The 14,206-nt window shown below is 43.2% G+C and carries 13 protein-coding genes; 10 read left to right on the top strand and 3 right to left on the bottom strand.

The features are described from left to right. The first annotated feature begins 5 nt into the window (after window positions 1-5). The 3 genes from MTO98_RS01545 to MTO98_RS01535 all read left to right on the top strand — a co-directional run bounded on the left by MTO98_RS01545 (window position 6) and on the right by MTO98_RS01535 (window position 1,470). Window positions 6-590, top strand: coding sequence for a non-canonical purine NTP diphosphatase (locus tag MTO98_RS01545; protein WP_243484926.1), 585 nt, complete (start codon window positions 6-8; stop codon window positions 588-590). A gap of 183 nt (window positions 591-773) precedes the next feature. Beyond that, window positions 774-941, top strand: coding sequence for a hypothetical protein (locus MTO98_RS01540; protein ID WP_243484924.1), 168 nt, complete (start codon window positions 774-776; stop codon window positions 939-941). 49 nt (window positions 942-990) lie between these two features. Beyond that, window positions 991-1,470, top strand: a complete 480-nt coding sequence (locus tag MTO98_RS01535; RefSeq protein WP_243484921.1) for a hypothetical protein — start codon at window positions 991-993, stop codon at window positions 1,468-1,470. A gap of 145 nt (window positions 1,471-1,615) precedes the next feature. Here MTO98_RS01535 and MTO98_RS01530 read toward each other — a convergent pair whose 3' ends face one another. Next, window positions 1,616-2,749 carry a lactonase family protein gene (locus MTO98_RS01530; RefSeq protein WP_243484919.1) on the bottom strand — a complete coding sequence of 378 codons (1,134 nt, stop codon included), beginning with the start codon at window positions 2,747-2,749 and terminating at the stop codon, window positions 1,616-1,618. Between the two features lie 81 nt (window positions 2,750-2,830). Further along, the gene (locus MTO98_RS01525; RefSeq protein WP_243484917.1) at window positions 2,831-4,288 is read right to left on the bottom strand and encodes a pseudouridine synthase; all 1,458 of its coding nucleotides are present in this window, start codon (window positions 4,286-4,288) and stop codon (window positions 2,831-2,833) included. A gap of 246 nt (window positions 4,289-4,534) precedes the next feature. Between MTO98_RS01525 and MTO98_RS01520 the strand changes: the two genes are divergently transcribed. From MTO98_RS01520 to MTO98_RS01500, 5 genes are all read left to right on the top strand, one after another. Further along, window positions 4,535-5,305, top strand: coding sequence for a lytic transglycosylase domain-containing protein (locus MTO98_RS01520; RefSeq protein WP_243484915.1), 771 nt, complete (start codon window positions 4,535-4,537; stop codon window positions 5,303-5,305). A gap of 215 nt (window positions 5,306-5,520) precedes the next feature. Then, window positions 5,521-8,367, top strand: a complete 2,847-nt coding sequence (uvrA, locus tag MTO98_RS01515) for an excinuclease ABC subunit UvrA (RefSeq protein WP_243484914.1) — start codon at window positions 5,521-5,523, stop codon at window positions 8,365-8,367. 64 nt (window positions 8,368-8,431) lie between these two features. Then, window positions 8,432-9,244 carry a Fic family protein gene (locus MTO98_RS01510; protein ID WP_243484912.1) on the top strand — a complete coding sequence of 271 codons (813 nt, stop codon included), beginning with the start codon at window positions 8,432-8,434 and terminating at the stop codon, window positions 9,242-9,244. Between the two features lie 73 nt (window positions 9,245-9,317). Beyond that, on the top strand, window positions 9,318-9,545 hold the full coding sequence (locus tag MTO98_RS01505; RefSeq protein WP_243484910.1) for a type II toxin-antitoxin system Phd/YefM family antitoxin: 228 nt from the start codon (window positions 9,318-9,320) through the stop codon (window positions 9,543-9,545). A gap of 51 nt (window positions 9,546-9,596) precedes the next feature. Continuing rightward, window positions 9,597-11,384 (top strand): DUF885 family protein, encoded by a 1,788-nt coding sequence (locus MTO98_RS01500; RefSeq protein WP_243484908.1) that lies wholly within the window; start codon window positions 9,597-9,599, stop codon window positions 11,382-11,384. Between the two features lie 151 nt (window positions 11,385-11,535). On the opposite strand, the gene MTO98_RS01495 is transcribed toward MTO98_RS01500, so the two are convergent. Continuing rightward, entirely contained in the window at window positions 11,536-12,420 is an 885-nt protein-coding gene (locus MTO98_RS01495; RefSeq protein ID WP_243484907.1) for a UbiA family prenyltransferase, read from the bottom strand. A gap of 130 nt (window positions 12,421-12,550) precedes the next feature. Between MTO98_RS01495 and MTO98_RS01490 the strand changes: the two genes are divergently transcribed. Beyond that, window positions 12,551-13,078: a YceI family protein gene (locus MTO98_RS01490; RefSeq protein ID WP_243484905.1), complete on the top strand. Its 528-nt coding sequence runs from the start codon at window positions 12,551-12,553 to the stop codon at window positions 13,076-13,078. 18 nt (window positions 13,079-13,096) lie between these two features. After that, the gene (locus MTO98_RS01485; RefSeq protein WP_243484903.1) at window positions 13,097-14,206 is read left to right on the top strand and encodes a type III polyketide synthase; all 1,110 of its coding nucleotides are present in this window, start codon (window positions 13,097-13,099) and stop codon (window positions 14,204-14,206) included.

Genomic DNA, 14,206 nt, shown 5'->3' with positions numbered 1-14,206 from the left:
AAATCATGCAGCAATTAGTTTTCGCTACCAATAATCGTCATAAGCTGGAGGAAGTTTCGGCCAAGTTGAATGGGGCCATTCAGCTATTAACCCTGCAGGATATTGGCTGCTATGATGATATCGAGGAAACCGGTACCACTTTTAAAGCCAATGCCTCTATCAAAAGTCACCACGTATACGCCGAATATAAACTAAACTGTTTTGGCGACGATAGCGGCCTGGAGATAGATGCCCTGAACTACGAACCTGGCGTTTACTCGGCCAGGTATGCAGGCACACATGGCAACCACGCAGCCAACATTGCTAAAGTGCTTGATAACTTAAAAGGCGAAACAAACCGTAAAGCCCGCTTCCGTACCGTAATTTCCCTGATCTGGAACGGCGAAGAACATTTTTTTGAAGGTACCGTTGAAGGCACCATCAGACAGGAGTTGAGCGGGACAGGGGGCTTTGGCTACGATCCAATTTTTGAGCCCGAAGGTTACGACATTACTTTTGCCGAAATGAGCATGGCAGAAAAAAACGCCATAAGCCATCGCGCAAAAGCTATGGAACGGCTGATCGCATTTTTAAACGAAGCCGATCAATAACCATTAAACCGTAAACCTTCCTTTAACTTATACTTAAACCATTCCGACACAAGGTTTTTCCTCTCAAAGACTTGTATATCCTTACCCAGATAAAACGTTTAATTAAATTTTATTCAAAATTTTTAAAATTCACGCAACCTTAGCTGTGTTCACCCCGTAAAATAGAGCTTTAAGGAATAACCTATGAACTTTATTAAACGAATCGGTAAAATTTTATCGGAGAGAGACACCAATCCTAAGTTTATTAATAGCCTCAAAAAGGTTCGCGAAGCCGATCAGCTTGCCGAATCAATAAACAAAAGGTTAAATGAATTAGAAAAGCGCACCCGCCAGCAAACCGTAAATTTATAATTGCACACTTTGGCAGGATTTATGTTATTTATGCATAAAATATACTGTCATGAAAAAGTTAATTCAAACCTCAATCGCAATCCTGTCGCTTGTTCTGGTCATTTCGGCCTGTTCAACAACTAAAAACACAACTACGTCCAATGTTTCGCGCGGTAAATTTGTTGGCACCTGGACCTGCAATAATGTAAGTTATGACGGTCTTGTACAAAATGCCGTACAAAGCGTGTTTGACCAGGCCCCTCCCGAAGCCTTTGTTGGCAGTACCTGGAAGCTTACCAATAGCGGCAACGGCATCTATACTTTAACTAACGGAACATCTCAAACCATATTCTGGTCGGTTTATAACGGCGGCACAACCGGTACCCAATTCCAGTTCAAAAAACTTTACGAAGGTGATAAAGCCAAAAACGTAGCCGAGGGGTACCGTTTGGATATTGCCAGTAATGACGGATCAACCATGACCCTGAAATCGCCTGTTACCGTAGGTAACAGCACCGGCTACATTGTATATTCGTTTACCAAGAGTTAAGGTGAAAGGTAAAAGGCGAAAGGTAAAAGGTACTTTTCCAGCCTGAAATAAAAAGGCGAAGTTTAGAATATCTCAAACTTCGCCTTTTTTGTATGCATGGGCAAAAGCCTTTCGCCTTTTACCTTTACCCTTTCACCTCGAAAAACTATTCAGCTGGTGCAAATTTCAAACATACCGGGTTACCGATATCCACTTTAATACCTGTTTGGGAAAGCTTACCTGAGTTTTGGTCAATTTTAAATACCCACATGTTATCACTGTTCTGGTTAGCTACGATCAGGAATTTACCTGTCGGATCAATAGCAAAATCACGTGGATTTTTGCCGTAGGTTGACTGGCGGGCTACAAAAGTAAGCAGGCCTGTTTCCTGGTTTACAGCATAAATATTGATCTCGTTGGTTTCCAGGCGGTTTGAAGCATAAAGAAAACGGCCATCTGGCGATAGATGAATGGCAGCACCCGCAGTTTGGCCCTTAAAACCATCAGGAAGCATAGTTATAGATTGTTTTTGCTTTAGTTTTCCATTATTATAATCAAATACAATAACATTTGATCCCATTTCGGTTACCAGGTAAACAGTTTTCTTATCGGCCGAAAACTCCAGGTGCCTTGGGCCTTCGCCCGGGGCAACGCTCACAAAGGCAGGTGTTGCAGGCTCAATGCGAGGTTCTTTTGATGGGCGGTAACGGAATACATTTATTTTATCAGTACCGAGGTCGTTATATAAAACATACTTTTCATCTGGCGTCAAAACGGCCATATGTGCATGGGCCGATTCCTGGCGCTCTTTATTTATACTATGGCCATCATCATGTACTGTTTGTATGCCATTAGCTATCGATCCATCTTTATTTAATGGCATTATTGCTACATTGCCGCTTGAATAATTAGCAATAAGCAGGTTTTTCTGCGCTTTATCAACCGAGATATAGCATGGGTCAGCACCCAAAGTTGATTGCTTGTTGATAAAAGTGAGTTTGCCGTTTTTAGGTTCAAATGAAAACGCGCTTACCTCGCCTTTGGGCAATTCGTTAACAGCATAAATAAACTTATTATTGGCACTTAATGTTAAATACGATGGGTTATTAACACCGTCAATTTCACTAAGGTAGGCCAATTTGCCCGTTTCGGCATAAAAACGATACACTACAATGCCTTTGCTTTTGCCAGTTGTATAAGTACCTACTATGAGATCAAAGGTTTTAGGCCCCGTTTTTTTATTTTGTGCAAATGTAAGCGCCGGTGAAAGCATAGCTATGATCAAAAGAAATTTCTTCATGGTTGATTAATTGATGGTTATTGCTGTGCAAGATAGTAAAATAGACAAAAAAAATGCTCCGCTGTTTAGCGGAGCATTTTTTTATTTCATCAGGTGTTTTAGCTGGATCACCTCTTTTTCATCGAGGTAGCGCCAGCGGCCACGCGGAAGGTCTTTTTTGGTAAGGTTGGCATAAACCACCCTGTCCAGTTTTACAACTTCGTAACCCAGGTGCTCAAACATACGGCGCACAACACGGTTTTTACCACTGTGTATCTGGATGCCAACTTCGCGTTTTGAACCGCCTGTTACGTATGATACCGAATCAGGTTTAATCACACCGTCTTCAAGCTCAACACCAAAGGCAAGTTTGTTCAAATCGCCCTGGCTTAAACTTTTACTTAGTTCAACCTGGTATAATTTAGTGATGCTATTACGCGGATGTGAAAGCTTATCGGCCAAATCACCATCGTTTGTCATTAATAACAAACCGGTAGTGTTACGGTCAAGACGGCCAACGGGGTAAATACGCTCGCGGGTTGCTTTTTCAACCAGGTGCATTACGGTACGGCGCTCCTGCGGATCGTCGGTTGTAGTGATATAATCCTTTGGTTTATTTAATAGTACATAAACCATTTTTTCGCGTTTCAGCGTTTCGCCGTTATATTTAATGGTATCCTTAAATGGATCAACCTTGGTGCCCAACTCGGTTATCACCTCGCCATTAACAGATACCACGCCTGCAGCAATCAGCTCATCGGCCTTACGGCGAGAGCAAATACCTGCGTTTGATATATAACGGTTCAGACGGATCAGTCCGTCATCTTCTGATTTTTTAGCTGGAGCATTTTTACGGCCACGCATGGTTTTAGGGGCGTCCTGCTGGTTTTCCCTGTCATGCGGCCTGTGTGCGGGCCTTTCGCCGAATGGTGATTTCTCTTTAAAGCCACCTTCACGTTTTTTAAAGCCTCCTTCAGTACCCCGTGGTGCAAACTTACGTTCGCCGCCTTCGGTTCCTCTTGGTGCAAATTTACGTTCGCCGCCTGCATCACCGCCAAAACTTCTTTTAGGTTTACCCTCAAAGCTTGCTGATGAACGGGTGCGTGGAGATGAGTAAGGTTTCTTTTCGCCTTGCGAATCGCCGCCGAAGCTTCTTTTCGGCCTTTCGCTATCACCGGTTGTTGGCCTGCCGCTGTAAGGTTTACGAGGGCCGCCACTAAATGATTTTCTTTCACCTGTGCTATCGCCGCCGAAGTTCCTTTTTGGCCTGTCCTCACTATCGCCGGTTGGCCTGCCTGAATAAGGCCTTGGCTTAGCGCCAGATCTTTTAGAGCCAGATGATTCGCCGCCCCTAAAATTGCTTTTGGGCTTATCGTCACTGAACCTGTTGCTTTGGAATGTTTTTTCCGGTCTGGAAAGTATTTTTTTCTCTCCGTTTGGAGTAGCTTTACCTTTTGGGGTTGATGCTGATTTTTTTGGTCGGTCGTCGGATTTTGAACTCCTTGATGACGACTTTCCGGGTTTGTCGTCGCGACTACCTGCTGGTCTCTTAAATACCATAATTTTTTGTTTAGCGCTTTCGCAGCGTGAGGGTCAAAGTTACGCTTTTTTGGCAATTTCCATCTAAAAAGATCAAAAAAATATCCTGTTACAAAATCGCCGTTTAAACGGTTTTAAACGCTGTTTTTGAACCGAAAACCATGTCTAAAAAAGTTAGCAAAATGCTAAGTATTTGATTATGTGATTTGTATGACATACCTTTGCGGCACATTCTACCAAATGTATAGTTAAATGATAGGACAAGAAATGATTAAAAAACACTTACTTACGTGCTCCGTAACACTGGTGCTGGTTCTCATTTCCGGGCTTAATATTTTCGGTAAAATTACTACCCAAAAAAATGCAAAGGCAGCGCCTTTAAGCCACCGAACCTCAGATTTTATTTTTCTTAAAAGCGCAACGGCTGTTGCTTACAACTTTGCCGATGAAGCTTTACCAGTTAATGACGCAAGGGTTACACGTAAACTCAACAAATCGCTCAGGCAGCACGATTATAAAAGTGTGCAAAGCAATATATTGCACCGAAAAGCCGAGCTATGGTTCCCGATTATCGAACCTATTTTAAAGTTTTATGGTATCCCTGAAGATTTTAAGTATGTACCATTGGTCGAGTCGGGCCTTAAGTCAGGTACATCATCTAAAGGAGCGTCGGGTTTTTGGCAATTTATGCCTGGTACGGCACGTACCTACGGACTAAGGGTAGGCCATGGTGTTGACGAGCGGAAAAATCTTCGCAAATCTACTATTGCAGCCTGCAAGTATATCAAAGAACTATACGATGAATTTAACAGCTGGACACTGGCGGCTGCAGCTTATAACAATGGATCGATCAAATTAGCACGAGCGATCAATAAGCAAAATGAAGATAACTACTTTCGCATGAAGCTGAACCGCGAAACCGGTTCATATGTTTACAAGCTCATTGCCATGAAAGCTATTATCGAACAGCCAAAGCAGCACGGATATGACAATTATTTTTATATCCCGCCTGCATCACAGTTGCTGGCAATTAATTAATAGCAGGTAATCATACTGTAAATTAATTAAAAGATTACATTACGGAGCACTTTGAGGCCGGTTATCCTGGATGGATGATCGGCCTTTTTTGCTTATATTTGTAGCAAACTATTGATGGTTTAAGCCAAAAATTTTAGGAAAACGGCATTTTGTAAAAATCTGGTAACTATAATAATTAGCTTCAAACAATGTCAATAAATGCATATTAATAAAGTATGAGTACAAAACCTCTTGTTGACCTGGGCGAGCAAAGTGAAGTTGAAGTTTATGGTGCCCGGGTGCATAACCTGAAAAATATAGATGTTTCGTTTCCGCGTAACCAGCTGGTAGTAATTACCGGGCTGAGCGGCAGCGGCAAATCATCGCTGGCATTTGATACTATTTATGCCGAAGGCCAGCGCCGTTATATGGAAACATTTTCGGCCTACTCGCGCCAGTTCATGGGCGGCATGGAAAGGCCGGATGTGGATAAGGTATCGGGCCTGAGCCCGGTTATTGCCATTGAGCAAAAAACCACCAGCAAAAACCCGCGCTCCACGGTAGGTACCATTACCGAGATCTACGATTTTATGCGTTTGCTTTTTGCCCGTGCGGGTGATGCTTACTCTTACACCACCGGTGAAAAGATGGAGCGCATGAGCGAAGACCAGATCCTGAAAACCATAAGCGAAAAATTTGACGGGCAGCCGGTTAATATCCTGGCCCCGGTGGTAAAGGCGCGCAAAGGTCATTACCGCGAATTGTTTGAATCTATCCGCAAACAGGGCTTTCTAAAAGTTTGGGTAGATGGTGCTATTACCGATGTTGAGCCCAAAATGCAGGTTGACCGTTACAAGATCCACGATATTGATATTGTGGTTGATCGTTTGGTGGTAAGCGAAAAGGACAGCAAACGTTTATATACCTCTGTTCAACAGGCTTTGAAAATTGCAAAAGGCATTATCCGTATTGCCGATAAGGACAATAACGTATCCTATTATAGTAAATACCTGATGGACCCTGTTTCGGGCATCTCGTATGATGAACCACAGCCAAATACTTTTTCGTTCAACTCGCCTTATGGTGCCTGCGAAAAGTGTAATGGTTTGGGTTATATTTTTGAGGTTGATGAAGCTTCGGTGATCCCTAACCCGAAACTGAGCATCATGAACGGCGGTTTAGCCCCTATTGGCGAATACCGCGAAACATGGATTTTCCAGGTGTTGAAATCGCTGGCAAAAAAATATGAGTTTTCGTTGTCGACCCCTATCGAAAAATTGAACCGCGATCAACTGGATATTATCCTCAACGGCGCTCCCGAAACGCTGAGTGTAGCTGTTGAATATAACAAGTGGAACGTTCAAAGCTATCAAATCACGTTTGAAGGTATCATCCGCATGCTGGAAGAACAGCAAGAACGCCGTAACGATGAAGGCATGGATGACATGGAGAACTATCGTGTACTCCGTACCTGCCCGGTTTGTGAAGGCGCAAGGCTTAAAAAGGAATCGCTGCATTTTAAGGTTGATGGCAAGAATATCTTCGAGCTGGCCTGTATGGATATCAATCACCTGCAGGAATGGTTTGATGGCCTGGAAGACCGCCTTAACGAGCGTCAGAATGTTATCGCTAAGGAGATTTTGAAAGAGATCCGTGCGCGGATCGTGTTTCTACTTGATGTTGGTTTGAGTTATTTAACACTCGATCGTACTGCCAAAACCCTTTCGGGCGGTGAGGCACAGCGCATCAGGCTGGCTACACAAATTGGCTCGCAACTCATGAATGTGATGTACATTTTGGATGAGCCGAGCATTGGCCTACACCAGCGAGATAACGAGCGTTTGATCAACGCGCTTAAAAACCTGCGTGACTTAGGTAATACCGTACTGGTTGTTGAACACGATAAAGACATGATACTGGAAGCCGACCATGTAATTGATATGGGCCCGGCAGCAGGTGTACACGGCGGGCAGATAGTGGCACAAGGCACGCCAGCCCAGCTCATGAAGGAGCATACGCTCACAACATCATATATTAATGGAGAGCGCGAGATAGCTGTTCCTAAAAAACGCCGCGAAGGCAATGGTAAAACCCTGAGCCTTAAAAAAGCCACCGGCCATAACCTGAAGAAAGTATCGGTTGATTTTCCTTTGGGTAAACTGATCGGTATAACAGGCGTATCAGGCAGCGGTAAATCAAGCCTGATCACTGAAACTTTATACCCTATCCTCAACCATCATTTTTTCAGGGCTAAGAAGCAGCCGCTTCCTTATGAAAAAATTGAGGGATTAGAGCATATTGATAAAGTAATTGAGATAGATCAGACACCTATCGGTCGTACGCCGCGTTCAAACCCGGCTACTTACACCGGGGTGTTTTCAGATATCCGCAATTTGTTTGTGGCACTGCCCGAGTCAAGGATCAGGGGTTATAAACCCGGTCGTTTCTCGTTTAACGTAAAAGGCGGTCGTTGTGAAACCTGCCAGGGCGCAGGCATGAAGGTAATTGAAATGAACTTTTTACCCGATGTGCAAGTACCCTGCGAAGAGTGCGGCGGCAGAAGGTACAATCGTGAAACACTGGAAGTACGCTATCGCGGTAAATCCATCAGTGATGTGCTGGATATGAGCATTGAAGATGCAACGCCATTTTTTGAGCATATCCCGGCCATTTACCGTAAAGTAAAAACGCTGAACGATGTAGGTTTGGGCTATATCACTTTAGGCCAGGCATCAACCACACTATCGGGCGGTGAAGCGCAACGTGTTAAACTGGCTACCGAATTATCTAAAAAAGATACCGGTAACACCTTTTATATACTGGATGAGCCAACCACAGGCTTACACTTTGAAGATATCAATGTGCTGTTAGGTGTACTTAACCAACTGGTTGATAAAGGAAACACTGTTTTGGTAATCGAACACAACCTTGATGTTATTAAAGTGGTTGACCATGTCATTGACCTCGGCCCCGAAGGCGGTTCGGGCGGTGGTAACATCCTCTTCTCCGGTACTCCCGAAGGTTTGTGTAAAGTTAAGAACAGCTTTACCGGCAAGTTTTTAAAAAAGGAAATGGGGCTGTAAGCACTAATCAAAACTTACGAAGTTTTAAAAACTTCGTAAGTTTGAAATATCACCAATAACACACATGAGCTATTTAGAAAAGATACGGCAAATTGACAACCTTCAGGCTGCTATACAAGCTCATGGCCCTATTCCGCAAGAACTGCTTAAGAAAATCAATTACAAATTACGTCTTGAATGGAATTACACTTCTAACAGCATGGAGGGGAATAGCCTTACCAAGCGCGAAACGCGTACGGTAATGGTGGGCGTTATTAATGTTCAGGATAAACCTATTAAAGATGTAATAGAAATTCGCAACCATGACAAAGTGATTAGCACGATCATGAAAATGGGTAAAGGCGAGCTGAATGTTTCGGAAAGCAGGATCAGGGAGATACATAAAGGCATTATGTACGAGGAAGATCCCGAAAAGCAAAAGTTTATTGGTCAGTGGAAAAGCACGGACAATTACATGTTAAACTTTGAAGGCGAACGTTACGATTTTGTTCCACATACCGAAGTTAGCGAAAGGATGCACCAGTTGATCAATTGGCTCAATGCGGAAAAAGAAAGATTAGAGCGATCAAAACGCGATGCGATACATCCAATTGTTATGGCGCTTAAATTTCATATCGATTATCTTACCATTCATCCGTTTTACGATGGCAACGGTCGTACAGCCCGGATTCTTTCCAATTTGATATTAATATCCTATGGTTTTCCTCCCTTCTATATTAATGATCACGAAAAGCAAAATTATTATCGATACCTCACGGATATTCAAAGCAATGGCGGTGAGCCAGATCTGTTTTATGAGTTTATGGCGGGGTTGATTTTGCGATCGTTACAAATTACTTCCGATGCTATTGATGGCAAAGAAACCGGGGACGATTAAGCAAAACAATCAACAAATATTTAACAGCGTATACCTAATCGGATATGCTGTTTTTGTTTTATATCTTTAGTAGATGGAAGCAATATCGATTAAACTTTTTAAGAAAAATATAAAATCGTACCTTGATAAGGTCTGTGCAGATCGTAAGCCACTTGTGGTTACGGATATCTCGCACGGTGATATCGTAATCTTGCCGAAGGCCGAATATGACAGCATGGAAGAAACTTTCTATCTTCTTAAAAGTCCGGGAAATGCTGCCAGGCTACTACATGGCACTGAGGAATATAAACAAAACAAGTAAGTTCAAAATCTCCGTTCCATTCCTTAGCTTTATCTTTTTAACAGCACTCTCATGAAAAAAATATTACTCATGCTATTCATAGCAGGTTTGTTTGTGGCTTGCAATCAGCCCAAATCAACTGATACCGACAGCAGCATTCCGGCTAATAAGGATCTTGCCAAAGTTTTTGAAGACTATTTCCAGGATGGTTTAAAGCTTTACCCGCTAAATGCCACCTACATTGGCGACAGACGTTACAATGACCTGTTACCCAACGATGGCTCGGCTGAGTTTTTGAAAAAAGCTTATGATTATAACTCAGTTTACCTGTCGAAAGTGAAAAACTTTGAAAGGGCGGAGTTAAATGCTGATGACCAGTTATCCTATGATATTTTCACCTACGAGGTGCAGCTGGCGCTTGACAACTTTAAGCACCATTTTGAGTATATGCCATTTAACCAGTTTTATGCCCTGCCAATTACCATGGGGCAATTGGGTTCTGGATCCGGTGCACAGCCATTTAAATCGGTTGTTGACTATAACGACTGGCTGAAACGTTTATCAGCTTTCCAGATCTGGGCTGATACTGCAATCTCTAATTTTAACAAAGGCATAAAAGCCGGCGTAGTATTGCCAAAATCATTGGTTGTTAAAATGATTCCCGAAATGCAGGACCTGGTATCAAAGGACGTTGAAAAAAGCTTGTTCTATGGCCCGGTTACTAATATGCCAAAGGATTTTTCGGACGCGGATAAAAAGCAGCTGACAGAGTCCTATAAAAAAGCGATCACCACCATAGTTAACCCAACCTACCAAAAACTGGCCGATTATCTGAAAAACCAGTACCTGCCGCATGCACGCGCTACTTCCGGCTTTTCATCACTGCCTGATGGTACAGCTAAATACACTTACTTAGTTAAACAGCAAACCACTACCGATAAAACTCCGGAGGAAATTTACCAGTTGGGCTTGAAAGAAGTTGCCCGCATCCGCGGATTAATGGACAGCATTAAAACCAGCGTTGGCTTTAAAGGCGACCTGAAAGCATTTTTCGAGTACATGAAAACCGATCCTAAGTTTACACCTTATAAAACGCCGAAGGATGTGCTTGATGCTTTCGAGAACATTCATAAGCGCATGGAACCCAACCTGAAGAAAATGTTTAATCATGTGCCTAAAACGCCATTCGAGATCAGGCAAACCGAAGCCTTCCGCGCGGCATCTGCCAGTGCTGAGTACAACCAGGGTTCGGCAGATGGCACCCGTCCGGCCATATTTTATGTGCCGATACTTGATGCTACCAAGTTTAATATCACATCGGGTATGGAATCGTTGTTTTTGCATGAGGCTATTCCTGGTCATCATTACCAGATCTCGCTGACCCAGGAAAACACATCACTGCCAAAGTTCCGCCGGTTTGACGGCGGGGAAACCGCCTATGTGGAAGGCTGGGCACTATATTGCGAATCATTAGGTAAAGAACTCGGTTTATATACCGACCCATACCAGCACATGGGCGCATTGGGCGATGAAATTCACCGGGCTATCCGATTAGTTGTGGATGTGGCCATCCACACCAAAGGCATGACCCGCGAGCAGGCCATTAAGTATATGATGGATAACGAAGCCATCAGCGAGCAAGGTGCAACTGCCGAAATTGAACGCTACATGGCTATCCCGGCTCAGGCACTAAGCTATAAAATTGGGGCACTCAAAATTCGTGAGCTACGCACTAAATACGAGAAACAATTAGGCAGCAAATTCAATATCGCTGAGTTCCATAACCAGGTGCTAAAAGACGGCGCTATGCCAATGGCTGTTTTTGAAGCCAAGATGGACGCCTGGGCTGGGAAGCAGTAAAGCTCCTCATAATACAATATCAAAATCGTCATTGCGAGGTACGAAGCAATCCCCGACTTACAGAGCGAATCTGCATAGTTTGGGATTGCTTCGTACCTCGCAATGACGTTGTGGGTTAGGGCTTTGTTCTTAGGATTATGTTATCTCCATCTCAACTAAACACCGCCAGCACCCCAAAATAAATCAGCATACAACCCGAGCTGATAAAATTCATGCGCATAGCATTTTTAAAGTTGGCATTAGTTGTCGATTGCCCTACTTTATAAAACCAATAATTAAAAAAGAAGAATATCGGTGCGGCACACACCAGGAAAAAATAGAAATTAAGCATCATCCCGGCCAAATGCCAGTAGTAATAAGATAAAGCTATTCCCATCGCAAACAATATCCCCGAAAAAATAAAAGAACCTTTATAGCCTAAAATAATGCTCAGGGTTTTGTCTCCGCGCCGGCCGTCTTCCTCATGCTGATAAACCTGGGTTAGCGGATACGATGCCCCGATAAGGCAAGAACTGATAGCACCCGGAATAACTAAGCCTAAATCCCAATGGCCAAACAGGCTTGTCCCGGTGAGGGCAGTGTAAGTAGCATAATAAATAAAACATCCCTGAAAAATGAACACCGTTAAAAAGCTGATGATGGGATATTTCTTTAAGCGGGTAGCCGGATGACTGTATAACTTCGACATGATGCCATAAATAAGTACAGCAAACGCAAACTCCCAGCTAATGATAAAACCCAGTAAAAAAGCAACTGCTTCCAGTAAAATTGAAAAATAATACAGGCTGATATCTACTTCGGGAGGTTTGGCTAACAGGGCAATGCTATCTTCATCCTTATCAAAATAGCTATTGTAGCCATTGCTGGCCGGAAACGCAAGAAAATGCCAGATGAAAAATACGAGTACGGCTGTTGAAGTTTTCACTGCACCGGCCTGGCTAAAGGCAAACAGGTACACCGGCAGCAAAAAAACAGAAAATACAAACCGCAAATGCGCCAATGCCGACCGCGTAGGAATAAATTGTTTCAATTTCATTGTTGCTGTTTGCTGATAATACTTTCAAAAGCAACTTATAGTTGCCACGGTACCGTTATAAACTTACAACCTTTAATGTAAAAAATTGTACCGCATAAATTATTATGTTTGGAAACAACGTTAATGTAACATGATAAAGAAAATTTATATAGCAGCATTTTTATTTTTTTTAGCAACTGCAAGCTTCGCGCAAACAGTAACCAAATCAGATATTAGTTTTAAGATAAAAAACCTGGGCTTCAATGTGGCCGGCACATTCGGTGGATTGCAGGCCGATATTAAGTTTAAACCCAATGACCTGGCAGGTAGTTCTATTGAAGCATCTGTGGCCTCGAGTACTGTAAACAGTGATAACGAAAGCCGCGATAACCACCTTAAAAGCGAGGACTATTTTGACGTGGCTAAATACCCGAAGATCACCATTAAGTCAGTTTCATTTAAACGTAAAAGCGGGAGCAACTATACCGGCAGTTTTAACGTAACTATAAGAGATAAAACAAAGTTGATCGAAATACCTTTTACCTACGTGGAAACGGGTAATACTGCTCAGCTGAAAGGAAGCTTCATGATATTGCGGACAGATTTTGGCATAGGCGGCAAAAATTTGATCCTTTCAAATGAGGCCAACGTTTCAGTCGAGGCGGAGATCAGCAAATAAAACGGTTAATCATTTTTAATGGAGAGTTGCATCAGTGCTATCGGGATAGCAAATCCCGCCAATCGTATTGCCCAGCAGGATATTTACCATTTCATGGCTAACGCCTTTGGATTGGATGCAACTAATGCAGCGAGGTTAAAAGGAATCTATGACCATTCGGGAATTGATTACCGCTACTCGGTTATCCCCGATTTTGGATATCGTGACCCGGCAGATTTTACTTTCTTTGAGCAATCGGCAGGGCTCGAACCATTCCCCGATACGCAAAAACGCTTAAAGCTTTACGAAAAGGAGGCTATTGCCATAGCAGTGGATGCCGCTAAAAATTGCCTCCAAAATTTCGGCGATGACATTGCCGGCAGCATCACACACCTCGTAACCATCAGTTGTACCGGCATGCATGCGCCGGGCATTGATATTGAACTGGTTGACAGGTTGCAGCTAAACCGCGATACCGAACGTACCTGCATTAACTTTATGGGTTGCTACGGTGCCATAAACGGCCTTAAAGTGGCCGATTATATTTGTCGCGCCGATGCCGATGCCAAAGTGCTTGTAGTGAGCGTGGAACTTTGCACCCTGCATTTTCAAAAAGTGAATACTCTGGATAACTGGGTTGCTAACTCACTGTTTTCGGATGGTGCGGCAGCTGTTTTAGTAGAGAATACGGCTAAACGGCTGGGCACTGGCCGTTATCTTTCGCTCAAAAACTTCTATTCGGAGTTTGTTACCGAAGCGCGTAATGAAATGGGTTGGTATGTAGGTAATACAGGCTTTGAAATGAAGCTTACCTCCAAAGTATCCAAGCAAATCAAAAAACATATAAAAGCCCTTACCCAACGTTTTCTGCAGAAGGCAAAAACTTCCATGGGAGATATCACGGCTTACGCAGTGCATCCCGGCGGCCGCACCATTTTAGAGGCCGTTGAAGATGCATTGGAACTTCCTGAAGAAAGCAATGCTTTTGCTTACCAGGTTTTGCAGGAGTATGGTAATATGTCATCAGCCACTATTTTATTTGTGCTTGATAAGATGCTGAAGGCAGGTAATTTGGTTGATCAAAAGATCCTGAGCTTTGCTTTTGGGCCGGGCTTAACGGTTGAGGGGATGATACTTGAAATGCATTAA

The sequence above is a fragment of the Mucilaginibacter sp. SMC90 genome (assembly GCF_022811725.1).
Lineage (GTDB): Bacteria > Bacteroidota > Bacteroidia > Sphingobacteriales > Sphingobacteriaceae > Mucilaginibacter.
Note: the sequence above shows the minus strand (reverse complement) of the source record. Positions and strands in the feature narration are given on the sequence as shown.